Source organism: Nocardia thraciensis, from assembly GCF_054782435.1.
Genome location: NZ_BAAGSM010000023.1, coordinates 228,376 through 251,129, shown reverse-complemented (window position 1 = coordinate 251,129; position 22,754 = coordinate 228,376). Strand labels below are relative to the sequence as shown.

General features: G+C 68.6%; 24 protein-coding genes and 1 pseudogene. 16 read left to right on the top strand and 9 right to left on the bottom strand.

The annotated features are described in order from the left end of the window. Positions 1–45 precede the first annotated feature (45 nt). Complete coding sequence (locus ACYVLQ_RS14920; protein WP_460698045.1) at positions 46–651, top strand: dihydrofolate reductase family protein; 606 nt, start codon at positions 46–48, stop codon at positions 649–651. Between the two features lie 484 nt (positions 652–1,135). Here the strand turns inward: ACYVLQ_RS14920 and ACYVLQ_RS14915 are convergent, their stop codons facing one another. After that, complete coding sequence (locus ACYVLQ_RS14915; protein ID WP_460698044.1) at positions 1,136–1,471, bottom strand: hypothetical protein; 336 nt, start codon at positions 1,469–1,471, stop codon at positions 1,136–1,138. A gap of 242 nt (positions 1,472–1,713) precedes the next feature. Between ACYVLQ_RS14915 and ACYVLQ_RS14910 the strand changes: the two genes are divergently transcribed. Both ACYVLQ_RS14910 and ACYVLQ_RS14905 read left to right on the top strand, forming a co-directional pair. Further along, complete coding sequence (locus tag ACYVLQ_RS14910; protein ID WP_460698043.1) at positions 1,714–2,154, top strand: pyridoxamine 5'-phosphate oxidase family protein; 441 nt, start codon at positions 1,714–1,716, stop codon at positions 2,152–2,154. A 96-nt stretch (positions 2,155–2,250) separates the two neighbouring features. Continuing rightward, a pseudogene (locus ACYVLQ_RS14905) lies at positions 2,251–2,487 on the top strand (aldo/keto reductase); the annotation flags it as partial. Here the strand turns inward: ACYVLQ_RS14905 and ACYVLQ_RS14900 are convergent. The 7 genes from ACYVLQ_RS14900 to ACYVLQ_RS14870 all read right to left on the bottom strand — a co-directional run bounded on the left by ACYVLQ_RS14900 (position 2,478) and on the right by ACYVLQ_RS14870 (position 9,051). Further along, on the bottom strand, positions 2,478–2,927 hold the full coding sequence (locus ACYVLQ_RS14900) for a hypothetical protein (RefSeq protein ID WP_460698042.1): 450 nt from the start codon (positions 2,925–2,927) through the stop codon (positions 2,478–2,480). The pseudogene ACYVLQ_RS14905 and the gene ACYVLQ_RS14900 overlap by 10 nt on opposite strands. A gap of 214 nt (positions 2,928–3,141) precedes the next feature. Further along, positions 3,142–4,968, bottom strand: a complete 1,827-nt coding sequence (locus ACYVLQ_RS14895; RefSeq protein ID WP_460698041.1) for an alkyl/aryl-sulfatase — start codon at positions 4,966–4,968, stop codon at positions 3,142–3,144. Positions 4,969–5,010: 42 nt separating this feature from the next. Then, positions 5,011–5,304 (bottom strand): hypothetical protein, encoded by a 294-nt coding sequence (locus ACYVLQ_RS14890; RefSeq protein ID WP_460698040.1) that lies wholly within the window; start codon positions 5,302–5,304, stop codon positions 5,011–5,013. Positions 5,305–5,577: 273 nt separating this feature from the next. Next, the gene (locus tag ACYVLQ_RS14885) at positions 5,578–6,216 is read right to left on the bottom strand and encodes a carbonic anhydrase (protein WP_460698039.1); all 639 of its coding nucleotides are present in this window, start codon (positions 6,214–6,216) and stop codon (positions 5,578–5,580) included. Between the two features lie 79 nt (positions 6,217–6,295). After that, on the bottom strand, positions 6,296–6,541 hold the full coding sequence (locus tag ACYVLQ_RS14880; RefSeq protein WP_460698038.1) for a hypothetical protein: 246 nt from the start codon (positions 6,539–6,541) through the stop codon (positions 6,296–6,298). Continuing rightward, a complete protein-coding gene (qcrB, locus tag ACYVLQ_RS14875) occupies positions 6,538–8,166 on the bottom strand; it encodes a cytochrome bc1 complex cytochrome b subunit (protein ID WP_460698037.1) in 1,629 nt (542 codons plus the stop codon). The genes ACYVLQ_RS14880 and qcrB overlap by 4 nt, the downstream gene beginning before the upstream one ends. Before the next feature lie 150 nt (positions 8,167–8,316). Further along, positions 8,317–9,051, bottom strand: coding sequence for a DUF6008 family protein (locus ACYVLQ_RS14870; RefSeq protein ID WP_460698036.1), 735 nt, complete (start codon positions 9,049–9,051; stop codon positions 8,317–8,319). Positions 9,052–9,240: 189 nt separating this feature from the next. Between ACYVLQ_RS14870 and ACYVLQ_RS14865 the strand changes: the two genes are divergently transcribed. The 9 genes from ACYVLQ_RS14865 (at position 9,241) to ACYVLQ_RS14825 (ending at position 16,867) form a co-directional block, all read left to right on the top strand. Continuing rightward, entirely contained in the window at positions 9,241–9,582 is a 342-nt protein-coding gene (locus ACYVLQ_RS14865) for an MmcQ/YjbR family DNA-binding protein (RefSeq protein ID WP_460698035.1), read from the top strand. Positions 9,583–9,686: 104 nt separating this feature from the next. Then, positions 9,687–11,081: an ATP-binding protein gene (locus ACYVLQ_RS14860; RefSeq protein ID WP_460698034.1), complete on the top strand. Its 1,395-nt coding sequence runs from the start codon at positions 9,687–9,689 to the stop codon at positions 11,079–11,081. Between the two features lie 16 nt (positions 11,082–11,097). Beyond that, the gene (locus tag ACYVLQ_RS14855) at positions 11,098–13,050 is read left to right on the top strand and encodes a vWA domain-containing protein (protein WP_460698033.1); all 1,953 of its coding nucleotides are present in this window, start codon (positions 11,098–11,100) and stop codon (positions 13,048–13,050) included. A 134-nt stretch (positions 13,051–13,184) separates the two neighbouring features. Then, on the top strand, positions 13,185–13,589 hold the full coding sequence (locus ACYVLQ_RS14850) for a hypothetical protein (protein ID WP_460698032.1): 405 nt from the start codon (positions 13,185–13,187) through the stop codon (positions 13,587–13,589). 38 nt (positions 13,590–13,627) lie between these two features. Continuing rightward, positions 13,628–13,759, top strand: coding sequence for a hypothetical protein (locus ACYVLQ_RS14845; RefSeq protein WP_460698031.1), 132 nt, complete (start codon positions 13,628–13,630; stop codon positions 13,757–13,759). A gap of 91 nt (positions 13,760–13,850) precedes the next feature. Continuing rightward, positions 13,851–14,798: an NADP-dependent oxidoreductase gene (locus tag ACYVLQ_RS14840; RefSeq protein WP_460698030.1), complete on the top strand. Its 948-nt coding sequence runs from the start codon at positions 13,851–13,853 to the stop codon at positions 14,796–14,798. 102 nt (positions 14,799–14,900) lie between these two features. After that, positions 14,901–15,131 carry a hypothetical protein gene (locus tag ACYVLQ_RS14835; protein ID WP_460698029.1) on the top strand — a complete coding sequence of 77 codons (231 nt, stop codon included), beginning with the start codon at positions 14,901–14,903 and terminating at the stop codon, positions 15,129–15,131. 304 nt (positions 15,132–15,435) lie between these two features. Next, a complete protein-coding gene (locus ACYVLQ_RS14830) occupies positions 15,436–16,344 on the top strand; it encodes a cutinase family protein (RefSeq protein WP_460698028.1) in 909 nt (302 codons plus the stop codon). 277 nt (positions 16,345–16,621) lie between these two features. Beyond that, on the top strand, positions 16,622–16,867 hold the full coding sequence (locus ACYVLQ_RS14825) for a hypothetical protein (protein ID WP_460698027.1): 246 nt from the start codon (positions 16,622–16,624) through the stop codon (positions 16,865–16,867). A gap of 21 nt (positions 16,868–16,888) precedes the next feature. Here ACYVLQ_RS14825 and ACYVLQ_RS14820 read toward each other — a convergent pair whose 3' ends face one another. Beyond that, positions 16,889–17,704: a helix-turn-helix domain-containing protein gene (locus ACYVLQ_RS14820; protein WP_460698026.1), complete on the bottom strand. Its 816-nt coding sequence runs from the start codon at positions 17,702–17,704 to the stop codon at positions 16,889–16,891. A gap of 162 nt (positions 17,705–17,866) precedes the next feature. Between ACYVLQ_RS14820 and cysD the strand changes: the two genes are divergently transcribed. From cysD to ACYVLQ_RS14800, 4 genes are read left to right on the top strand one after another with little or no spacing between them, the layout of a single operon-like run. After that, positions 17,867–18,784, top strand: a complete 918-nt coding sequence (cysD, locus tag ACYVLQ_RS14815) for a sulfate adenylyltransferase subunit CysD (RefSeq protein ID WP_460698025.1) — start codon at positions 17,867–17,869, stop codon at positions 18,782–18,784. Next, entirely contained in the window at positions 18,784–20,706 is a 1,923-nt protein-coding gene (cysC, locus tag ACYVLQ_RS14810) for an adenylyl-sulfate kinase (RefSeq protein ID WP_460698024.1), read from the top strand. The genes cysD and cysC overlap by 1 nt, the downstream gene beginning before the upstream one ends. A gap of 40 nt (positions 20,707–20,746) precedes the next feature. Then, positions 20,747–21,940: a hypothetical protein gene (locus ACYVLQ_RS14805; protein WP_460698023.1), complete on the top strand. Its 1,194-nt coding sequence runs from the start codon at positions 20,747–20,749 to the stop codon at positions 21,938–21,940. Further along, positions 21,937–22,743 carry an SDR family oxidoreductase gene (locus ACYVLQ_RS14800; RefSeq protein WP_460698022.1) on the top strand — a complete coding sequence of 269 codons (807 nt, stop codon included), beginning with the start codon at positions 21,937–21,939 and terminating at the stop codon, positions 22,741–22,743. The genes ACYVLQ_RS14805 and ACYVLQ_RS14800 overlap by 4 nt, the downstream gene beginning before the upstream one ends. Positions 22,744–22,754 lie beyond the last annotated feature (11 nt).

Sequence of the window (22,754 nt, the reverse complement as noted above, 5' to 3'; positions counted from 1 at the left end):
TCTCGGCCGGTCGAAGTTGGTGACACCCTAGGAAAGGACATCGCCATGTCGGAGCTTCTCGTCGACTTCATCACCTCTCTCGACGGCTACGCCTCGGGAGAGGGGTGGCCCGGGTTCTGGGGTCTCGAGGGGCCGGAGTATCTCGCATGGCTCGGCGAACAGCCCGAGGCCACCCACCTGATGGGAGCGAACACCTACCGCCTGATGTCGGGCTTCGCCGCCGGTGAGGTCCCGGATGGCCAGGACGAGTTCAGGCCGGAGGAAGAGGCGTCCGTCGACGAGCTCACGCGCGCGTCCAAGGTCGTGTTCTCCTCCTCGCTCGAGGAGCCGCTGACGTGGGCCAACTCCACACTCGTCCGCGACGACGCCGTCGAGGCGGTCCGCGCCATGAAGTCGAGTGGCTCGGGGCTGCTCACCACGATCGGCAGCCTGAGCCTGTGCCGGTCCCTGCTGCGAGCCGGACTCGTCGACCGCTTCCGGGTCGTGATGTTCCCGGTGATCACCGGTGCCACAGGCGCGGAACGCATCTACGACGGCTATCCCGACATCGCCCTCGAGATGATCGACCACCGCACCTTCGACGGCAGCATCCAACTGGTCGAGTACAAGCCCCGCGTGCTCGAGCACCCGCCGCTGGGCGCCCCTGCGTGATCCGCCGGTCCGGACTCAGTCGAAAGTCGAGGAGTCTCGCATCGCCAGGGCGAGAACCAGCATGAGCGCCGCTTGGTGCAGGGCCAGCAAGAGGGCAGGGCTCGCGATGAACAGCGCGGCGATTGCGGGCCAGGGTCGGCGTCTCGTGTCTTCGGCGCGAACCTTTCCCGTGCCGCCGAGCAAGAGCGCTAGGGACGCCGGGACCATGGGCCACAAGGCCCAGGTCAGCGACCCAGTCAAGGTAACCTGACGCGGGTCCCACGGGCAGGTGAATTGATACGTCGTGAACGTCGCGGCCCCTGCGATGCACGCGAGACCGAGCGCGACGTACGCCCACCGGCCGGACCGTTGCGACGATCGTGGTGCCGGACGGGACGGCGACACAGGTGCGTTCACCCGACGATCACAGCAGTCCCAGCCGACGATGTACAGCCACCAGTTCGGTGTCCGGCTCAGCGGTGGCCCGGTTCGGGATAGCGTCCGGTTACCGTCGTCGGCGGCGAGTGGGGCGGCCGTGGTGGTGGTTGGTGTTGCCGGAGGCGCGGGCCAGGGTCAGCATGGCGATGGCCGAGTCGCGGATCAGGATGTCCAGTTCGTCGAGGACGCTCGACAGTTCGGCATCCAGCGCGGTGCCGGGACGGCCGCCGCGTAGCGTGTGCAGGCGCAGGCCGACGTCGAAAAGGTGCCGGACGAGACGGTCGCAGGACCGCATGAACTCCTCGACCTCGGCTCCTGACCAGCCCGCGAGCATGCTGTCCGGCGTCAAGGGCCATGGCCCGCCGGACGACCGGTCGTCGGCGGTGTTGTTCTCAGTGCCCATCAGACGTCCACACTCCGCGGTCGAGCATCGAACTCCGGGTGCGGAGGACACTCGAATTGCAAGCGCGATCCGTCATCGATGACGAATCCAACTAGGATTTATACACCATCCCAGACTTCGTGTTCCCTCCACTCGACGGGCGGAAACCCCTGGGGCAGAACAAAACTCGATACTATCCGGCGCCGTCCTCGACGGAACCGGATACTCCGCCCGTCGACATCACCACAGGAGGGAACATCGCTATGACTGGGCCGCCTGTCATCCATTCGCTGTCGATCGACGAGGCGCTGCGCAGGTTGGGCAGTGTGTCGTTCGGCCGTCTCGTCTACAGCAGGTATGCGCTGCTGATCGTGCGGCCCGTCGACCACGTGCTCGACGCGGGCGAACTCCTCGTACACGCCGCTCCCGACGCCCTGACGCTCAGCAGCGACCCCCAAGTGGTCACCTATCAGGCCGACACGCTCGACCATCGCACCCGCGCCGGATGGTTCGTCACCGTCACCGGTCTCGCCACCGAGATCACCGACCCCGACCAGCACGCCCTGCGCGAAGCCACGCTCACCGCCTGCTCACCGGCCGACCGACAACGCGAACGCCTCATCGTCATCCGGCCCGACATCATCACCGGCACCGACTACCGCCGCGCCACACAACCGGTCGACAACCACCGGCGCCCCCGCTGATCCCGCCGCGCGCCACATCGGCGAGGGAGTACAGCTCTCGGTCCACTCGAATCTCTGGGTTGCGTTCAAGCCGACTTCAATAGCGAGCATATGGGAATGACCGATAGACAGATTCGATCTGTGGGCCCGTTGTCTCTCGAGCCGCCAGCCCATCGTGCGGGGGTCGTCCGGCTCGGTGAGTTGACCGTGCACCGCCTCGGCTACGGCGCGATCCGGCTCACCGGACCAGGCACCTGGGGTGATCCCGCGGACCGTGAAGCGGCCATCACCGTGCTGCGGCACGCCGCGGAACTCGGGGTGGACTTCATCGACACCGCCGAAGCCTATGGGCCCTCACCGGTCGCGCGATCGTAGCGGTGCCGGTCCCGCCACGTATTCTTGAAATCATCCAGGCTCGTCCGCAGTACGGGCCGCCCGGTCCGCGCGATCCGCTCGGCGAGTTCGTGGCCGAAGCTCGTCTTGCCCGAGGCCGTCAATCCGTCGATGCCCACCGCCAGACGATGGGAGCCCAGCGCCAGAACGCGTTCGGCGATCCGATCGACCAGTGCCTCACGCTCGGCTGAAACGAACCCCGGAAACGGCTGCTGCCAGGTCGAAACCGAACGGTGGATACGCCCCCTCGCGCTCATGCCACGAGCCTTGCCGAGCGCCGAGTTCGGGCGCAGCGTGCGGAATGCCTGTAGTTGCCGACGCTGGTAGGTGCGGTCGTCCGCGCTGAGGTGACGTCGCTCAGGCGAGTCCAGCGCGAGGGTGACGGCGCCGATGGTCGCCACGATCGTTTGTCACGCCGACGTGCATACCGGTCGACAGCCGAATGTCCCTGTGCCGCCAGGCGAACCAGAATCCGGGGAATGTAGCGGCCGGTGCGCGTGCGGCCCAGCCCAGGAAGGCCGGGTGGCCGATGGCGTCGGCGATCGGTCATGCCGGGCGGCTGCACCTTGCCCTCGGGTCAAGGTCAAGTGGGGACTACGCCCGCGGACCGGCGCGTCAGGGCTCGACGATGTGGAAGCGCGGGTCCGGGACGTCGAGCAGCCCCGTGAGGGTTTCGAGTACGCGCGGATCGCCGTCCATGGCGACGCCGTCGGGATCCGCGCCCGTAAGGATTTGCAGGAGTTGGCGTTTGGTGAGGTGGAGGGTCAGGTCGGCGGCGCCGCGGAGGGGGGCCTGCGTGGTGTGGGTGCGGTGGGTGAGTGCCCCGTTGGACAGGGTGTGGCGGACTGTGCGGTCCTGGTCGGTGAGATCCCAGTCGATGGTATGGTTCCCGGCCGCGGCGGCGCGAGGACCGTCGATGCGCACGGCGAGTGAGTCGAAGAGCATGTCGATGGTCAGGGCCGACAGCATCTCCGCATCGGTGGTGTCGAGTTCGGCCGGTGTGGTGCCGTGCCGCAGTTCCTGGGCGCCGACGAGGTAGAAGTTGCGCCACGGCCCGTTCTCCGCGCCGTACCCGAGTTGCTCGTAGACTCTGGCCAAGGCGTCCTTGGCGCCGCTGTGCCCCGGCTCGGCGAAGACGGCGTGATTGAGCAGAGTGGCCGCGAACCGGAGATCGCCCTGGTCGGCGTAGGCGCGGCCCTTGGCGACGACGGCGTCGACGCCGCCGTAATCGGCCACGTAGCGTTTCGCCTGCTCGACCGGGGGATGCTCCCACAGATGCGCGGGATTGCCGTCGAACCAGCCCATGTAGCGCTGGTAGACGGCCTTGGTGTTGTGGCTGGTCGATCCGTAGTAGCCGCGGTTGGCCCAGAGTCGGTCGAGTTCGGGCGGGAACTCGAACTCCTCGGCGATCTCGGCTCCGGTGTGGCCCTGGTTGATCAGTCGCAGGGTCTGATCGTGCATGTAGGCGTACATGTCGCGCTGCCCCGCCAGCCAGGCGGTCCAGCGGTCGGCGCCCCAGGTCGGCCAGTGGTGGGAGGCGAAGGCCACATCGGCCTTGTCGCCGAACAGCGCGATGGCCTCATCGAGGTAGTGCGCCCAGACGCGAGAGTCGCGGACCAGGGCGCCGCGCAGCGTGAGCACGTTGTGCATGTTGTGTGTCGCGTTCTCCGCCATGCACAGTGCCCGCCGGTCGGGGAACAGGAAGTTCATCTCGGACGGCGCCTCGGTGCCCGGGGTGAGTTGGAAGACCATGCTGACCCCGTCGATCTTCTCCTCCTGCCCGGTCTCGGTGATGTCGACCGTGGGCGGTACGAGGCCGATGCTGCCGAGGGACGTGGTCATGCCCAGCCCGCAGCCGATCTGCCCCTGCGGGCCCTTGGCGAGTGCGCCGCCGTACATGAAGATCGCGCGGCGGGTCATGGCGTTTCCGGCGTAGACGTTCTCGCTCACGGCATGTTCGAGGAAGCCCGCGGGCGCGAGGATCGGAACCGGTTCGTGCCTTTCCGGGAGCACGCCGCGCACGCCGCCGAAGTGATCGGCGTGTGAATGCGTGTAGATGATGCCGGTGACCGGGCGGTCCCCGCGATAGGCGCGATACAGCGCCAGGGCGGCCGCCGCGCATTCGGCCGAGATCAGCGGGTCGATGACGATCACGCCCTGGTCGCCCTCGACGAGGGTCATATTGGACAGGTCGAGGTTGCGTACCTGATAGATCCCCTCGGCCACCTCGAACAGGCCCTGCTTGTTGCACAGTTGTGCCTGTCGCCAGAGGCTGGGGTTCGCCGTGGGCGGGCACTCGGCGTCGAGGAAGCGGTAGGCGTCGCCGTCCCACACCGTGCGCCCGTCCGCCGTCTTGATGAGGGCGGGATCGAGCGCGGCGACGAAACCCCTTGCGGCGTCGTCGAAGTCGGTGGCGTCGTCGAAGTTCGGCGATGTGGTCATGGATGCCTCGTTTCGGTCACGGGAATATCGGTTCCGACGGGTTCAGATGAGGCCGGTGATCGCGTCGGCGCGGATTCGGACGCCGAGCTTGTGGTAGATGCCGCGCAGGTGGGTCTCGACGGTGTTGATCGAGACGCCCGTGTCGGCGGTGACGCTCGGGGCGCAGACGAGGACGGTATGCCCGCTGGGTGTGCGGGCGGCGCGGTCGAGACGTTCGTGCGACTCGGCTACTGGGACCGGAGCGAATGGGAGAACGGGCGGCGTATGCCTTGTTCCGTGCTCGGCGAGACCACGGTTGTCGCCCGAATCGACAGCGGATAGTTCCGGTGCAGCCACAACCCCTCCGTAAGGTTCTCCATTTCGGCCGAGCGTGTGTAGCGCGTCTGATCTGACCGTTCCCGAACGTATACCGAAGGTTTGCTGTATGCCGAGGGTGCTATGGAATCTTGATCGGATCGAATTCGTCCGGAAGGTGTGAAGAGTTGACACGTCGGCGCGGCTACCGTCGTCGGCGTGGAGCATGCCACCGAGCTGATCCGCGACGGGGACCGCATCCCGGGTGAACGGCGCGGACGGATATGTCGAGGTCCTGCCGTCGCGGTGATCCGCTCAGAGTTCGATGGGCACTGCCGTTTCGCCGATGTCGCCGATCACGCCGCGCAGCTGCGCCTTGCCGTCGGCCAGTGTGTAGGTGACACCGGCGATCGCGCACTCTCCGGCGGCGACACGCTCGGCGATGATCGAGGATCGCTGCATCAGCAGTCGGGTGGTCTCCACGACGTGGCGGGCCTCCAGTTCGTCGACCCCGGTCAGGCCCTCGCGCTTACCCATGAGGATCGACGGCGTGACCTTCTCGACGACGCTGCGGATGAACCCGCCCGGCACGCCCTCGCCGTCGAGCGCGTCGATGGTCGCGCGCACGGCCCCGCAGCTGTCGTGGCCGAGCACCACGATCAGCGGGACGTTCAGCACCGCCACGCCGTACTCGATCGACCCGAGGACCGACGAGTCGACGACGTGACCGGCGGTGCGGACGACGAACATATCGCCGAGCCCGCGGTCGAAGATGATCTCGGCCGCGACGCGGGAGTCGCCGCATCCGAAGAGAATCGCGGACGGCTGCTGTCCGCCGACGAGTTTGGCCCGGTCCGCGGCTCCTTGGCCGGGATGCTGCAGCGCTCCCTCGACGAATCGGTCGTTGCCGTCACGCAGGGACTTCCAGGCACTGATGGGGTTCGTGTGGGGCATATGTCCGATTTACCATATGAGCATCCGGCTGGCGAACGACGGGCCTCGACCACGCTGTTCTCCGAGGGCGGCGCGCGGGTCACCTCGTGTGTGCGCATATCACTCGATAGGCTCGCGCGGCGTCTTCGGCGAAGACGAGCACGCGGCGGTGGTGGCGTTCCGGGTGCCGGAACGCCGGTCCGACAGTCGAACGGATGCCATTGGCGCGCAGGAGGTTCCGGACCACGCGGGCCGCGTCGTCGCTGGGCGCCGTGGCGGCGACGACCAGCAGGCCGTAGTCCTCGGTCTCGGGTTCCGCCGCCGATCGGTTGCGCCACGGTCTCATCGGTCGTCTCCGCTCCCGTTGCGGCCGATTCCCTTGCGGTCCTGATAGTCCCGCAGCACCGCGAGCTGTTTGCGCTCCTGCTCGTGCTCGTCGGCGGTGAGGTCCGCTACCTGCGCGGTGGGGTCCGCGCTGAGGAACGAGCCCAGGCCCGGTTTGCCCGCCCAGCCCAGCTTGTTCATCTTCTTCGGTACCGGGGCGCCCTGGTATTCCAGCCGGATCGGGTGGCCGTGGTCGTCGACCGGGCCGAGCGGCTGGTGCATTTCGATGTACTCGCCGTGCGGCAGTCGCTTGATGATGCCGGTCTCGATGCCGTGCTCGAGCACCTGCCGGTCGCTGCGCTGTAGACCCAGGCACAGTCGGTAGGCCAGGAAATAGGCCAGCGGCGGTCCGAACAGCAGGGCGATGCGGAAGAACCATGTTGTCGCGTTCAGCGAGATGTCGAACTGCAGGGCGATGATGTCGTTGACGCAGGCCAGGGTCAGCACCAGATAGAACGTCAGCGACATGGCGCCGATCGCGGTGCGCACCGGCACGTCGCGCGGCCGCTGCACCAGGTTGTGGTGCGCGTAGTCCTTGGTGAGGCGCTTCTCGATCCACGGGTAGGCCGTCATGAGCCCGAAGATCAACGGCATCAGCAGGGCGATCGAGAACGCGCCGGGGACGGTGTGCCCGAAGATGTAGCCCTCCCACGCCGGGAACAGGCGCAGGAACCCGTCGGTCCACATCAGATAGAGGTCGGGCTGGGTACCGGCGGAGACCTGAGAAGGGTTGTAGGGGCCCAGATTCCAGATCGGATTGATCTGCAGGGCGCCGCCCATGATCGCCAGCACGCCCAGGGTGAACATGAAGAACGCCGTCTGATCGAGGGAGAACACCGGCACGATGCGGGCGCCCACGACGTTCTTCTCGGTGCGGCCCGGCCCCGGGTACTGCGTGTGCTTCTGATACCAGATCAGCATGATATGGGCGGCGATCAGCGCAAGCATGATGCCCGGGAACAACAGCACGTGCGCGATGTACAGGCGCGGGATGATCAGATCGCCCGGGAAGTCGCCGCCGAACATCAGCCAGTGCAGCCAGGTGCCGATGATCGGAATGCTGATGGTGATGCCCGAGAACGCGGCGCGCAGGCCGGTGCCCGAGAGCAGGTCGTCGGGCAGCGAGTAGCCGAAGAAGCCCTCGAACATCGCCAGGATCAGCAGCAGTGAACCGATCACCCAGGTGCCCTCGCGCGGGCGGCGGAAGGCGCCGGTGAAGAACACCCGACACATGTGAATGATCATGGAGGACGCGAAAAGCAGTGCGGCCCAATGGTGTACCTGTCGCACGAACAGGCCGCCGCGCACCTCGAAGGTGATGTTCAGCGCGCTCTCGAAGGCCCGGGACATGGTCACGCCGCGCAGCGGCTGATAGGCGCCGTTGTAGACGACCTCGCTCATCGACGGGTCGAAGAACAGCGTCAGATACACGCCCGACAGCAGCAGGATGATGAAGCTGTACAGCGCGATCTCGCCGAGCAGGAACGACCAGTGGGTCGGGAAGACCTTGTTGATCGACCGTTTGACGAAAGCGGCAGCGTGGTAGCGCTGGTCTACCGCGTCCGCCTGGTGTGCCACCGTGCTCATGGATGCATGACCTCCCGATCGGCCGACGAAACCGTGTGCCCATGAGACGTTCGGGAGGTGCGATTTGTGACGCCGTGTGACCGTCGTTACATTTCCGAGACGGGAACCGACATGGCCGAGATGGCGGAACTGATATCTGAGTGTGCGGTACTACGGCAGTGCGGGTACCGCGTCCTCGACCGGACCGGCCGGGGCGGTCGTCGTCCGCGGGAGTCCCGCCACGCTGTAGGAAGCCGTGATGGTCGCGCGCTCGCGCCAGAGGTGGTAAAGGGCCATGGCGAAGATGCTGGTGCCCGCGACATTCGCGAGGAAATGCCACCAGACCCGGAAGGTCCACAGCCCGGGTCCGGCCTCGAGCAGGCCGAATATGGTGGACAGGCCGATCGCCTTGCTGCCCAGCAGGACCGACACCGTGAGGGCGATATGTTCCAGGCCGTGGATGCCCTGCATCAGCACGCCCATTCGGCCCCACCGCCGCGCCTTGCTCTGCATAGCATGGTGGGTGAGCAGTGCGACTCCGGCCAGCCCGGCCAGGAAATGGAAGTTGCCGACCAGATGCAGGATCTCCATTCCCAGTGTGGGTTTCGCGTGGTTCACCTGGCCGAAGCCGTTGGCGAGACTCGTGCCCCACGGCGTCATCCACGCGGGCGCGTTGGAGTGCCCGATCCAGTATCCGGCTTGCAGCACATGCTCCTGGAAGTGGCCGATCTGCGCGAAGACTCCGAGTACCACCACGCCGGCTCCGGTCCAGAACATCCACGGCCGCAACGGTTTCCGCAGCCCGACGAGCAGGACGGCGACCCCCGCCCACATCACCACCATGAGCAGCACCATGCCGATCGCACCGGCGATGGCCCATCCGCTCGCTTCGGCCGTGTGTTCCATCTGCAACCGCCCCTTCGGCCCACTCCGCCGACGGCGATGGTCGGCTGCGGAGGCTGATCGATCTGTGTCGAAAATACAGTTCGCGACACCCGTCGCTCCCGTCTCCGAGAAATGTTGTCCAATCTCACAATTCGGTCGAAATGGACACGTGAATGTCGGTCGGGGTGTAGGCCTGGAAAGATCCCGCATATGAGTTCGACTGGGGATGATGTCCGCACCTTCGCCCTCTCGCTGCCGGAGACCGCCGAGCAATTCACCTGGGGGATGCCGACCTTCCGGGTCGCGGGCAAGCTGTATCTCACGCTGCCGGAGAACGAGACCTCGATGGCCGTGCGCTGCCCCGTCCTCGAACGCGACGAGTTGGTCCTGGCCGAGCCCGGCAAGTTCTGGATCGCCTCCCACGAAGCCAACAACGCCTGGGTCCGGGTGCGCCTGGCCGCCCTCGACGACCGGGACGAGCTGGAGACCATCATCACCGATTCGTGGCGTCAGGCCGCGCCGCGCAACCTGCTGGACAACGACGCCACATAGGGTCCCGAATGCCGTGTCGCTCCTGCTGTCAACCGCTTTTCCAGCGGCTTTGCTGGAGTTACTCCACGTCGACGTGATCGCGGAATCGTCGTAGCGTCGATGTCGTGACTGTTCCAGAACACTTGCCCGCCACCGCGGGTGAGCTGCGCGCGGCGGGTTACGAGCCGCGCGGCGTGAAGACCGAGATCCGCGACAACCTGCTGGCGCTGCTGGGTTCCGGCGAGGACGCGTGGCCGGGCATCGTCGGCTTCGATCGGACCGTGCTGCCGCAGCTGGAGCGCGCGCTGCTCGCCGGGCACGACGTGGTGCTGCTGGGGGAGCGCGGCCAGGGCAAGACCCGCCTGCTGCGCACGCTGGCCGGTCTGCTCGACGAGTGGACGCCCGTCATCGCGAACACCGAACTGGGTGAACACCCGCTGGACCCGATCAGCCCGGCCGGTCGGCGCCTGGCGGCCGAGCTCGGTGACGACCTGCCGGTGGCGTGGCGGCACCGCTCGGAGCGCTACGCCGAGAAGCTCGCCACGCCCGATACGTCGGTCGGCGACCTGATCGGTGACGTCGATCCGGTGAAGGTGGCCGAGGGGCGCAGCCTCGGCGATCCGGAGACCATCCACTTCGGTCTGGTTCCGCGTGCCCACCGCGGCATCGTCGCGATCAACGAGCTGCCCGACCTCGCCGAGCGTATCCAGGTCGCGTTGCTGAACGTGATGGAGGAGCGCGATATCCAGGTCCGCGGCTACACGCTGCGGCTGCCGCTGGACGTGCTGCTCGTCGCCACCGCCAATCCGGAGGACTACACCAATCGCGGCCGGATCATCACCCCGCTCAAGGACCGGTTCGGCGCGGAGATCCGCACGCACTACCCGCTGACGATCGAGGCCGAGGTGACGATGGTCCGGCAGGAGGCCGATCTGGTAGCCGAGGTGGGTGATCCGCTGATCGAGGTGATCGCCCGGTTTGTCCGGAACCTGCGCGAATCCCCGGCGATCGATCAGCGATCCGGGGTGTCGGCCCGGTTCGCGGTGGCGGCCGCGGAGACGGTGGCCGCGGCCGCGTTGCGCCGCTCCGCGATCACGGGCGAGCGGCCCGCCGTCGCCCGCCCCGTCGACCTCGACTCGGTACCGGCGGTGCTGCGCGGCAAGCTGGAGTTCGAATCGGGCGAGGAGGGCCGCGAACAGGAACACCTCACCCACCTGCTGCGCCGGTCGTTCGCCGAGTCCGCGCGGGAGCGGTTGGGCGGGTTGAACTTGCGGCCGCTGTCGGAGGCCGTGGGCGACGGCCACCTGGTCACCACCGGCGAGAGCGTGCCCGGCCGGGACGTCCTGTCCGCCCTGCCGGAACTCCCCGTGCTGCACGAGGTCGCCGCGAGGCTCGGCGTCGACGCCGCCGACACCCCGGCCCGCATCGCCGCAGCGGTCGAATTCGCCTTGGAGTCTTTGTATCTGGCCCGCCAAATCGCCAAGGACTCCGACGACGGCATGACGGTGTACGGCCAGTGACAACCGATGAGACGCAATGACTTCCGCTGACCGTTACTCCTACGGCCCCTATCACGACGGACCTGATCCCCTGGCGCCGCCGCTCGACCTCCGCGAGGCACTGGATCAGGTCGGGCGGGATGTGATGGAGGGCAGTTCGCCGCGCAGCGCGCTCGAGGAACTGCTGCGGCGGGGCCTGCGCGATACGGCGGGGCTGGACGATCTCACCCGCCGGTTGTGGCAGCGCCGGTCGGAGATCTCCCGGCGGCATCGACTCGACGGTTCGCTGCGGCAGCTTCGCGAATTGCTGGACGAGGCACTGGAAGCCGAGCGTCGTGCGCTGTTCCCCGACCCGTCCGACGACGCCCGGTTCGCCGAGGCGCGCCTCGACGCGCTGCCGTCGAGCACGGCCGCCGCCGTCGGTGAACTCGCCGAATACCCCTGGCGATCCGATACGGGCCGGGCGAACTACGAGAAGATCCGCGACCTGCTCGGCCGGGATCTGCTGGAGTCCCGCTTCCAGGGCATGAAGCAGGCGCTGCGGCACACCACGCCGGAGGATGTCGAGCGGATCCGCCGGATGATGTCGGACCTGAACGATCTGCTCGCGGCGCACGCCCGCGGGGACGACACCGAGCGGCAGTTCGCCGATTTCATGGCGCAGCACGGTGAGTTCTTTCCCGAAAACCCGCGCGACACCGAGGAATTGATCGACGCACTGGCCGCCCGCGCCGCCGCGGCGCAGCGCATGATGAACTCGATGACCGAACAGCAACGGGCCGAGTTGTCCGAGTTGACCGGCCAGGCGTTCGGCGACCCGCGCATCGCCCGGCAGATCGCCGCGCTGGACGCGAACCTGCGGGCACTGCGTCCGGGGGAGGACTGGGATTCGGCGCGGCGATTCCGCGGTCAGGATCCCCTGGGTCTCGGCGAGGGCGCGCAGGCCCTACAGGATCTGGCCGAATTGGATGCTCTCGCAGAGCAACTCGGCCAGTCCTACCCGGGCGCCCGGCTCGGGGACATCGACCTGGACGCGCTGGCCCGTCAGCTCGGCGACGACGCCCGCGTGGACGCCGCCCGGCTGGCCGAGCTGGAGCGGGAGCTGCGGCGGCAGGGGCTGTTCGAGCGCGCGCCCGACGGGTCGCTGCGGTTGACGCCCAGGGCCTTGCGCAGGCTCGGCGAGACGGCGTTGCGAGATGTGATCGGCCAGCTGCGTTCCCGGCGCGGCGAGCGGGACACCGCGCTGGCCGGTGCGGCGGGTGAGCCGACCGGCGCCGCGCGGGCCTGGCAGTTCGGCGACACCGAGCCCTGGGACGTGCCGCGGACCGTGCGCAACGCGGTGCTGCGGTCGGCGTCGTCCGGGAGTCGCCGGGTGGCGCTGGATGTCTCGGACGTCGAGATCATGGAGACCGAGCAGCGCGCGCGGGCGGCCGTGGCGCTGTGCGTGGACACGTCGTGGTCGATGGTGCAGGACGGCCGGTGGGTGCCGATGAAGCGCACGGCCCTCGCCCTGCACCACCTGATCGGTACCCGGTTCCGTTCCGATGCGCTGAGCCTGATCACCTTCGGGCGGCACGCCGCCACCGTCGATATCGGCGAATTGACCGCGCAGGAACCGATTTGGGAGCAGGGCACCAATCTGCACCACGCGCTGCTGCTGGCCGGGCGGCACCTGCGTCGGCATCCGGACGCGGTGCCCGTCGTGCTCGTGGTCACCGACGGGGAGCCGACCGCGCATCTGGAGCCCGACGGCGAGGCGTATTTCAACTGGCCGCCCGAACCGCGCACGCTGGGCGTGACGATGAACCAGGTCGACGTCCTCGCCAAGCTGGGCGCCTCGGTGACGGTGTTCATGCTCGGCGAGGACCCGCGCCTGGCCGCCTTCGTCGACCTGGTGGCGCGGCGCAGCGGTGGGCGCGTGGTGGCGCCCGATCTCGACGGCCTCGGCGCAGCCGTGGTGCGCGACTACCTGCGTGGTCGGCGGGGCTGACGGACCGGTACCGACACGGGAGTGGTAAATACCCCATTGAACGTGCCATTAAATAGCGGTACATTACTTTGTGGCAGGAGGTTGGCCGGATCGCCGGTCATCCGCTGGAAACGACCGCAGGTAAGGAAGTTCCGATGACTCGGAATCACATCCCCGTACGCTCCCGGCAGACCGTGTTCCGCGTCGCCGCCGTGCTCGCCGTGGCCGCGTCGCCGCTGGCCGTCGCCGCGCCCGCCCTCGCCTCCCCGGCGGTGAGCGCACCGGCCGCACCGGAACAGCCCGTCCAGCTCGAGGCCGACGGGTCCGCACAGGAAGTCCACGGTGGCTGGGGCCATCGCGGTGGCTGGGGTCACCGCGGTGGCTGGGGCCATCGCGGCGGTTGGGGGAACGGTGGCTGGGGGCATGGCGGCTGGGGCCACGGTGGCTGGGGCGGCTACGGCGGCTACGGCGGCTGGAACAGCTGGAACCGTCCCGGATACGTCTACCCCGGCTGGTACGGCTGGCCCGTGGTGCCGCCGTCGACCGGAAGCGCGTTCTAGCGGGCGAGGTCGGCCTATGTCGCGGCGGAGCGCGCCACGTGCTCCGCGTACGCCGCGGGCGGATCCGCGACGTAGGCGACCTCGACCTCGCCGGTGAACTCGTAGGTATTCGACCGATCGACGAGTTCATCGACCGCTTCGTGGCCGAACCGGTGCCGCGGCAGAACTGATCGCCGCCTCGGCGGTCGAGGGCTCGGGAACAGCGAAGTATGTGCGCGGCGTTGCTGCCAGGGCAGGGGCAAGCGACGGTTGGGAGTGGTGATGCTGGCGATCGGATTCGACGAGCCGGGTGGTCCGGAGGTGCTGCGGCCGGTGCAGCTGCCGGAACCGCATGCGGGAGCGGGAGAGGTCCGCATCCGGGTCGAGGCCGCGACGGTGAATCCATCCGATATCGTGACCCGCTCCGGGCGGGCGCACGACCGGTATCGCGACGTCGCGCCGCCGTATGTGCCGGGTTGGGACGCGGCGGGCGTGATCGACGAGGCGGATCCGGAGACCGGGTGGCGGGTGGGTGACCGCGTCGTCGCCGTCACCAAGCCGGTCCTCGAAGGTGGCGGCGCCTACGCCGAACGGATTGTGGTACACGGTGATTCGGTGGCCCGCCTGCCCGAGGGCGCGGATATGGCCGCGGCCGCGACACTTCCGATGAACGGGCTGACCGCCCTCATCGCCCTCGAGGCGTTCGGGCCCGAACCCGGACGGACGATCGCGGTGACCGGTGCGGCGGGCGCGGTGGGCGGCTACGTTGTCCAGCTGGCGAAACACCTGGGGCTCACGGTGATCGCCGACGCCGCGCCGGCGGATGCCGAGCTGGTCGCCGACCTCGGCGCCGATATCGTCGTGGCACGCGGAACCGATGTCGCGCAACGGATTCGACAGCACGCCCCAGAAGGCGTCGATGCGGTCGTGGACAGTGCGCTGCTGGGCGGCGCCGTGCTGCCCGCCGTCCGCGACGGCGGTGCTTATGTCGCGCTGCGACCACCCGTCTTGACCGGCGGGGTGGAATCCGAACGGGGCATCGGCGTGCACTACGTCATGGTCACCGACCACGTCCGCGACGCCGCCAAGCTGGCCGAGCTGAGTCGCCTGGCCGGGGCGGGCGTGCTTTCGCTGCGGGTGGCGCGGACCTTCGCCGCCGAGCGCGCCGCGGAGGCCCATCGCCTGCTGGAGGCCGGCGGGGTGCGCGGGCGACTGGTGCTGCGCTTCTGACCCGGTTGTTTCGGCCCGGTGCGCCCGGGCACCCGGGACAACATGAATACCGACGAACAGATTGGCACAGGACAATATTCGGCGTCGCGCCGACGTCCGCAGGTGACGGAGGCCGACCTGCGGCAACTGCTGCAGACCGGCAGCCCGGGGACGCGGCTGATCGTGGTGGAGGGCGAGATCCGGCTCGCACCGGGCGCCGGCGGCGACGAGAGCGGGCTGCAGGTCGTCACCCGCGGCGAACTGGCCGAGCGCATCGGCGACCAGCCCGAGGCTTCGCAATTGGCCGTCGAGGCGGAGCTGTTGAATACGGAGATTCGCCTGCTCGGCGCCTGACAGGGGTGGCGGCGCGCCTCACCACCGCGGTGCTGCTGCCGGACCCGCAGGTCCGCAACGGATTACGTGGGCGCAGCGTGCGCGAGTCCGCGGCGCCGAGCTGAATCCAGGCCCCGAAGGTGAATATTCGCGCAACAAACGGGTGAATCCTCGCGAAGCTGCCCGACTACCTGTGCCGTGTCGTACCGGACATTCCTCCCGTTGATTGGTTACTCCGGCGCAATTCCGTCCCGACGTCTACACTCACGGAGTAGATTTCGCCGGTCGGCCACCCATGCCGACCGTGAACACCCGGAGTAGCAGGATGTTTTCTAGATGGAGGGGCGCCGCCCTGTGCGCGGCCGCCACGGTTATCGCCGTACTTCCGATCGCCGCGGCCACGCCCGCGCAGGCCGCACCGCAGTGCCCCGACACATACGTCGTGGCGGTTCCCGGAACGTGGGAGACCTCGAAGTCCGACCCGGGCCAGGGCATGCTGTCGGCTGTCACCGACAACCTCCCCGGAAGCGTGCAGACGGACTACGTCGCCTACCCGGCGACCGCGTTCCCGTGGGAGGGCGACGTCTACGGCCGCTCCAAGCGTGAGGCCGTCGACGGTGCCCGCGGGCTGGTCGCCGCGATGGCGCAGCGGTGCGGCGCCACGCAGATCGCGCTGCTCGGCTACAGCCAGGGCGCGGACGCCGCGGGTGATCTGGCGGCTGAGATCGGCACGGGGCTCGGTGTCGTCCCGCCGAACCGCGTGTCGCTGGTCGGGTTGATCGCCGACCCGCGCCGTTCCCCGACCGACAACCTGATCGGCCCGCCCGTGCTGGGCGCCGGCGCCGGTGGTTCGCGCGTGGGCGGTTTCGGCTGGCTGACTCCCAAGACCTACACCTTCTGCGTCCCGGGCGATCTGTACTGCGCGATGCCGGACGGCGATTTCGCCGGTCGCATCGCCGGATTCTTCGCCCAGATCTCGAATCCGGACCCGTCCCAGTTCGGCGTGTATCAGCAGCAGGGTTCCAACCTGCTGGCCGACGCGCTCGCCGCGGGTGGCCTCGGCCTGCTGGGCGACCAACTCAACACGTCCGCCTACGACGAACGCAAGCAGCAGATCGACGATTTCGTGAAGTCCGGCATCCACCAGAGCTACCCCGGATACGTGGTCGGTCCCGGCGGCGCCACTCCCCTGACGTGGCTGCGCCAGCAGTTGATCAACTCGACGCGGAACTGACACCGGCTCCGGACGGACAGTGGTATCGGGACGCACCCGCGAAGAATCCTGCGCTCCCGCTCGTCCGCCACGCCGGGTGCGTCCTCCACGGCGACCTTTCGTGCGGTATGCGTGGCGGCGGGGCGCTGCTCACCGAGCTGTCGCGAATCGCTTCGCGGCTGCGGCAGGCGGGCGGTGACACCCCGGTCTACGCCGCGATGGCCTATTACGACCCCGACTGGCCGCCTGGCTCACCGGCGTTCCCGGCCGGGCTGTCGCGGCCGCCTCGGTGCCGCTCGTGGACGCCTTCAACGCCTTGGGGCGAATTGCCTACCACGCCAACGGTTTAGCCGTCGCCGACGTCAACGCCGCCTTCGACACCCACGACTTCACCCCGACCGCCGACCCCCGCTACGGTGCCATCCCCCGGAACGTGGCCCGCATCTGCGCCTGGGCATACCAGTGCACCGACAACGACGGCCACGCCACGGCCGCCGGATACCGCCGCATTGCCGACACTTTCCTGCCGGTGCTCACGCGATAGGTCGGTGTTCGCAGCGGCCGTTCAGTGCGTCCGGGTGAGAGCCGACGTGAGATGGTCGGCGGTGGACTCGAGTGCGGACCCGAGGTCGGCCAGGGCCGTGGCCGACAGGCGGGTATCGGGGCAGGCGACGAGCGCGGCGGAGACGGTGTCGCCGTGGCGGATCGGCGCCGCGACGGTCACCACCGCGTTCTCCTCGCCCAGTTCCTGCGGGAGGTAGTCGATGGTGATGAGGTCGGCGATCATGCCGCCCAGACGGTGGCGCAGCGGGTCGGTGACGGGGGAATTGCGCAGGGCCGCAAGGGCTTCCAGTATGGGAGCGGAATCGTCGGCGAGGCGCTCGACCGAGTAGCCGCGGGTGCGGACGGCATCGAGCACCGCCCGCAGGCGGTCGCGGTGCGCCGGGTCGGCGTGGCCCAGCCAAGCGGCGCGCTCGGATTCCGGTGCCCAGGCGACGAATTCGCGGGCCACCGGCGGCGCCAGGGGCAGTCGGCGGCCCCGGCGAATCCACGGCACCGACGGGGTGCCGACGACCTCGGTGATGAGGATGGCGTCGCCGTCGCGCTCGGCGAGGAAGACGGGGATGCCGCGCCGAGAAGACAGTTCCCGCATCGGATCCAGCGCGAGCCGACGCAGCGGGAAGGCCGCCTCCGCCCGCCTCGCCACGGTGAGCAGCCCGAGGCCGAGGCCGTAATTGCCGTCGGCGTCGCGGATCGTCCACCCGTCCGCGGTGAGCTGGGTGAGCACGGCGTGCGCGGTGGCGCGCGACAGGCCGGTATCGCGCACGATGCGGGCCAGCGATAGGTGGTCGGCCGGATGGCGGGACAACAGCTCGACCACCCGGACCACGCGGCGGGTGGGCGGTGAGGCGGTCGCGGACCCATTTTCTGAAACAGGTTCTTGACCGGCGGGCCCGGATCGGCCTATCGTCGGTGTCACAATATCGAACGTTAGCGTCGAATATTCGACACTGCAAGTGTGGGTGTTCGGTGCGGTGAGTGGGTGAGCGCAGTGCTGCGGACGGGATACGAGCTGTCGCATCTGGCGGCCCTGGAGGCCGAGTCGGTGCACATCTTCCGGGAGGTCGCGGCCACCTTCGAGCGGCCGGTGCTGCTGTTCTCCGGCGGCAAGGATTCGGCGGTGATGCTGGAGCTGGCGCGCAAGGCGTTCTGGCCCGCGCCGCTGCCGTTCGCGCTGCTGCACGTCGATACCGGGCACAACTTCCACGAGGTGATCGACTTCCGCGACCGCACGGCGGCACGGGTCGGGGCGCGGCTGCTGGTGGCGCGGGTGCAGGACGATATCGACGCCGGACGCGTGGTGGAGCGGCCGGGGGAGACCCGCAATCGTCTGCAGACGACGACGCTGCTGCGCGCTATTGCCGAGCACCGGTTCGACGCCGTCTTCGGCGGGGCCCGGCGCGACGAGGAGAAGGCGCGCGCCAAGGAGCGGGTGTTCAGCTTCCGCGACGAGTTCGGGGCATGGGAGCCGCGGGCGCAGCGGCCGGAAATCTGGAACCTCTACAACGGCAGACACCGTGCGGGCGAGCACATCCGGGTGTTCCCGCTGTCGAACTGGACCGAGCTCGACATCTGGGAGTACATCGACCGGGAGGCGGTGGAACTGCCCTCGCTGTACTACGCGCACCGCCGCACCGTGCTGCGCCGCGACGGAATGTTGTTGGCGGCCGGGCGATTCCTGACACCCCGCGACGGCGAGGAGGTGCTCGACGCCACCGTGCGCTTCCGCACCGTCGGCGACGCCACCTGCACCGGGTGCGTCGAGAGCACGGCCGCCGACCCGGCCGCGGTGATCGCCGAGACCGCCGTCACCCGGCTCACCGAACGCGGCGCGACTCGCGCCGACGACCGAATCTCCGACAGCGGTATGGAAGACCGCAAGCGGGAAGGGTACTTCTGATGAGCCGCAACCTGTTACGACTGGCCACGGCGGGCAGCGTGGACGACGGCAAGTCCACGCTGATCGGGCGACTGCTCTACGACTCCAAGAGTCTGTTCACCGATCAACTGGCGGCCATCGAGCGCGTGAGCGCCCAACGCGGTGCTGCCGCTGCGGATCTGGCGCTGGTGACCGACGGGCTGCGAGCGGAACGCGAGCAGGGCATCACCATCGACGTGGCCTACCGCTACTTCGCCACGCCGCGAAGGAAATTCGTCATCGCCGACACTCCGGGGCACGTGCAGTACACGCGCAACATGGTCACCGGCGCGTCCACCGCCGACCTCGCGCTGATCCTGATCGACGCGCGCCACGGCGTGGTCGAGCAGACCCGCCGCCACGCCTTTCTCGCCGCACTGCTCGGGGTGCCGCACCTGGTGGTGTGCGTGAACAAGATGGACCTGGTGGACTGGTCGGAGACCCGGTTCGACGAGATCCGCACGGAATTCGCCGGTTTCGCCGCCAAACTGACCGTCGGCGACCTCGGCTTCGTGCCGGTCTCGGCCTTGCACGGCGACAACGTCGTCGACTCCTCGCCGCATATGCCGTGGTATCCGGGCCCGTCGCTGCTGCGCCACCTGGAGGATGTCCACATCGCCTCGGACCGGAACCTGATCGACGCCAGGCTGCCGATCCAGTACGTGATCCGTCCGCGCGGTACGGCTCCGGACACGAGCGCGCCCGTGGGGCGGTCGGGGACAGCGGCCGACGCCGCGCAGCGCAGCTACGCCGGAACGGTGGCCGGTGGCATCTTCAAGCCCGGCGACGAGGTGGTGGTCCTGCCCTCGGGCCGGACCACCCGGGTCGCGCGCATCTGGGGCCCGGGCGGCGCCAAGGTGGACGAGGCGTTCACCGGGATGGCGGTATCGCTGACCCTCGACGACGAGATCGACGTCGGGCGCGGAGATATGCTGGCGCGCCCCGGAAATCGCCCGCACATCGCCCGCGATCTCGACGCCATGGTGTGCTGGTTCTCCGACGATACGGAGCTGCGCGTCGGCGGCGACTACGAACTGCGCACCGCCGCGCAGTCCGGCAGGGTGCGTGTCACGGGTCTGGACTACCGCCTCGACGTCAATACGCTGCACCGCGTCACGGACGCGGAAAGCTTGGCGCTCAACGATATCGCGCGAGTTTCACTGTCCGGTCGACAGCCGCTGATGGCCGACCCGTACCGCGACAACCGCCGCACGGGCAGCTTCATCCTCGTCGACGAAGCGACCAACCAGACGGTGGCGGCGGGGATGATACTGGCGCGTGACACCGGGATCGGGCCGGATGCGGGTGAGCGCGCGGCGGGCCGTGGCCGCAGCGCGAACGTGGTCTGGCAGAGTTCGGCCGTCACCCGCTCCGAGCGCCCGCACGCGGGCGCCACGATCTGGCTGACCGGCCTGTCCGGCTCCGGAAAGTCCACTATCGCGGTCGAGCTGGAGCGGCGGCTGGTGGAATCGGGCCGCCCGGCGTATCTGCTGGACGGCGACAACCTGCGGCACGGGCTGAACAGCGACCTGGCCTTCGGCGACGACGATCGCCGCGAGAACATCCGCCGCGTAGCCGAGGTCGCCGCCCTGTTCGCCGATGCGGGCGTGACCGCGATCGTCTCTCTGATCAGCCCGTTCGCCGCGCAGCGCAAGCTCGCCCGGGCGGTGCACGGCGACCGTGGACTACCGTTCCACGAGGTCTTCGTCGACACCCCCCTGGCGCTGTGCGAGCGGCGCGACCCGAAGGGGCTGTACGCCCGCGCCCGCGCGGGCGAACTGCGCGAATTCACCGGCATCGACTCGCCCTACGAGGCGCCCCAACATCCGGACCTCGTGGTCACCCCCGACCACGGCACGCCCGCCGAGATCGCCGCGCACATCCGTCACCACCTGCGGCTGTAGCCGCGCGGCACGCACAGTCCGCCTCGAGAACAGGAATCCGATGGAACCATCCCAGCCAGATCCGCCCTTGACCGAGCCGCTGCTCACCGCCATCGCCGAGGCCGAAAGGCTCATCGCCACAGCCGATTTCATTCGCGACGAGCGGGATCTGGCCGAGGGCTACGAGTACCTCGCGGGCAGCATCCAGGCCGTCATGCAGCTGTCCGGCGTGCACGGCACCAGCCACCCGTCCTTCGTCACCTCCACCGGCCCGTATACCAAGATGGGCCTGGACAACCCGGATACGCTCTACTACCACGCGAACGTGGAGCCGGACGTGGAATACCTGATCACCGGGACGCGGGGCAGCACCGTCGATCTGAGTTTCCAGGTCCTCCAGGGCGATTACACCGCCACCAATGTCCCGGGCGGCGACGACGCCTTCGACGACCGTCGGATCGACATCGCCCCGGACGGTTCCTACGAGCTGAGATTCGGTCCGCCGAAACAAGATCCGGGCCCGAACTACTTCGTGCTGGGCGAGAGCGCCTCCATGCTCGCGGTGCGCGAGGTGTACGGCGACTGGAACGCTGAACACAAGGGCGCCATCCGCATCGAACGCGTCGACACCCTCGGTACCGCCCCTGCCGCACCGAGTGTCGAGCAGTTGCGCAAACGCTACCGGGCGGCCGCGCGCATGCTGGTGCAGCGCATCCACACCTGGTTCAACTTCCCGAAATGGTTCTACCTGGACCTGCCGGTCAACACGCTCACCGAACCGCGGCTCACGCCCGGCGGGCTCAGCACCCAGTACTCCTCGGTCGGCCACTTCGACCTCGACGACGATCAGGCGCTGCTGATCACCGTGCCGAAATCCGATGCGCCCTACCAAGGTTTCCAGCTCGGCAGCCGCTGGTACATCTCGCTCGACTACGTCCACCACCAGACCAGCCTCAACAGCGCCCAAGCGCAGGTCGATCCGGACGGCATGATCCGGATGGTGGTCGCCGCGCGCGATCCCGGCGTCGCGAACTGGATCGAGACCACCGGATGCGCACACGGCATCCTGCAGTTCCGCTGGCAGCGCACCGACCGCGCGATGACCCCCGCGGACGGTCCGGTGGCCGAGGTGGTGCCGTTCGGCAAGGTCCGGGATCTGTTGCCGCACTACGAACTGAACGCCGTCGACGAGGCGGGCTGGCGCGATCGTATCGCCGCCCGGCAGCGCGGTTTCGCGGCACGGATGCTCGGATGAGCGAGGAAGGAAACAGCGTGAGTACCGCATTGCTGGCGGACAAGGTCGTCGTGGTCAGCGGGGTCGGCCCCGGCCTGGGTCGGTCCATCTGTCTGGAGGCCGCGGCGGCCGGGGCGAAGGTGGTGCTCGCCGCGCGCACCGAATCCCGCCTGCGGGAGGTCGCCGCCGAGATCGAGGCCGGTGGCGGCGAAACCCTCTGTGTGCCTACCGATATCGCGGACCAGGCGGCGGTCGATAATCTGGTTCGGCGCACCGTCGACGCGTTCGGCCGGGTCGATGCCCTGGTCAACAACGCGTTCTCGGTGCCGTCGATGAAACCGCTGGCCCGCACCGACTTTCAGCAGATCCGCGACAGCGTGGACCTCACCGTGCTGGGCGGCCTGCGCATGACGCAGGCGTTCACCGAGGCGCTGGCCGCGACCGAGGGGGCGGTGGTGATGATCAACTCGGCCGTGCTGCGCCACTCCGAACCGCGCTACGGCAGTTACAAGATGGCCAAGTCCGCCCTGCTGGCCATGTCGCAGACCCTGGCGACCGAACTGGGGGACAAGGGAATCCGGGTCAACAGCGTGGCGCCGGGCTACATCTGGAGCGACCAGCTGAAGTGGTATTTCGGCGAGGTCGCCAAGAAGTACGGCATCACCGTCGACCAGGTGTACGAGCAGACCGCCGCGCGGTCGGACCTCAAACGCCTGCCCGAACCGGACGAAATCGCCCACGCCGTGGTGTTTCTCGCCTCCGACTGGTCCAGCGCCATCACCGGCCAGACCCTCGACGTCAACTGCGGCGAATACCACGCCTGAACCAAGGATCG

Coding starts and splice junctions, on each gene's coding strand:
- ACYVLQ_RS14920 (WP_460698045.1), top strand. CDS start 46: ATGTCGGAGCTTCTCGTCGACTTCATCACCTCTCTCGACGGCTACGCC.
- ACYVLQ_RS14915 (WP_460698044.1), bottom strand. CDS start 1,471: ATGGGCACTGAGAACAACACCGCCGACGACCGGTCGTCCGGCGGGCCA.
- ACYVLQ_RS14910 (WP_460698043.1), top strand. CDS start 1,714: ATGACTGGGCCGCCTGTCATCCATTCGCTGTCGATCGACGAGGCGCTG.
- ACYVLQ_RS14895 (WP_460698041.1), bottom strand. CDS start 4,968: ATGACCACATCGCCGAACTTCGACGACGCCACCGACTTCGACGACGCC.
- ACYVLQ_RS14885 (WP_460698039.1), bottom strand. CDS start 6,216: ATGCCCCACACGAACCCCATCAGTGCCTGGAAGTCCCTGCGTGACGGC.
- ACYVLQ_RS14880 (WP_460698038.1), bottom strand. CDS start 6,541: ATGAGACCGTGGCGCAACCGATCGGCGGCGGAACCCGAGACCGAGGAC.
- qcrB (WP_460698037.1), bottom strand. CDS start 8,166: ATGAGCACGGTGGCACACCAGGCGGACGCGGTAGACCAGCGCTACCAC.
- ACYVLQ_RS14870 (WP_460698036.1), bottom strand. CDS start 9,051: ATGGAACACACGGCCGAAGCGAGCGGATGGGCCATCGCCGGTGCGATC.
- ACYVLQ_RS14865 (WP_460698035.1), top strand. CDS start 9,241: ATGAGTTCGACTGGGGATGATGTCCGCACCTTCGCCCTCTCGCTGCCG.
- ACYVLQ_RS14855 (WP_460698033.1), top strand. CDS start 11,098: ATGACTTCCGCTGACCGTTACTCCTACGGCCCCTATCACGACGGACCT.
- ACYVLQ_RS14850 (WP_460698032.1), top strand. CDS start 13,185: ATGACTCGGAATCACATCCCCGTACGCTCCCGGCAGACCGTGTTCCGC.
- ACYVLQ_RS14840 (WP_460698030.1), top strand. CDS start 13,851: ATGCTGGCGATCGGATTCGACGAGCCGGGTGGTCCGGAGGTGCTGCGG.
- ACYVLQ_RS14830 (WP_460698028.1), top strand. CDS start 15,436: ATGTTTTCTAGATGGAGGGGCGCCGCCCTGTGCGCGGCCGCCACGGTT.
- cysC (WP_460698024.1), top strand. CDS start 18,784: ATGAGCCGCAACCTGTTACGACTGGCCACGGCGGGCAGCGTGGACGAC.
- ACYVLQ_RS14805 (WP_460698023.1), top strand. CDS start 20,747: ATGGAACCATCCCAGCCAGATCCGCCCTTGACCGAGCCGCTGCTCACC.
- ACYVLQ_RS14800 (WP_460698022.1), top strand. CDS start 21,937: ATGAGCGAGGAAGGAAACAGCGTGAGTACCGCATTGCTGGCGGACAAG.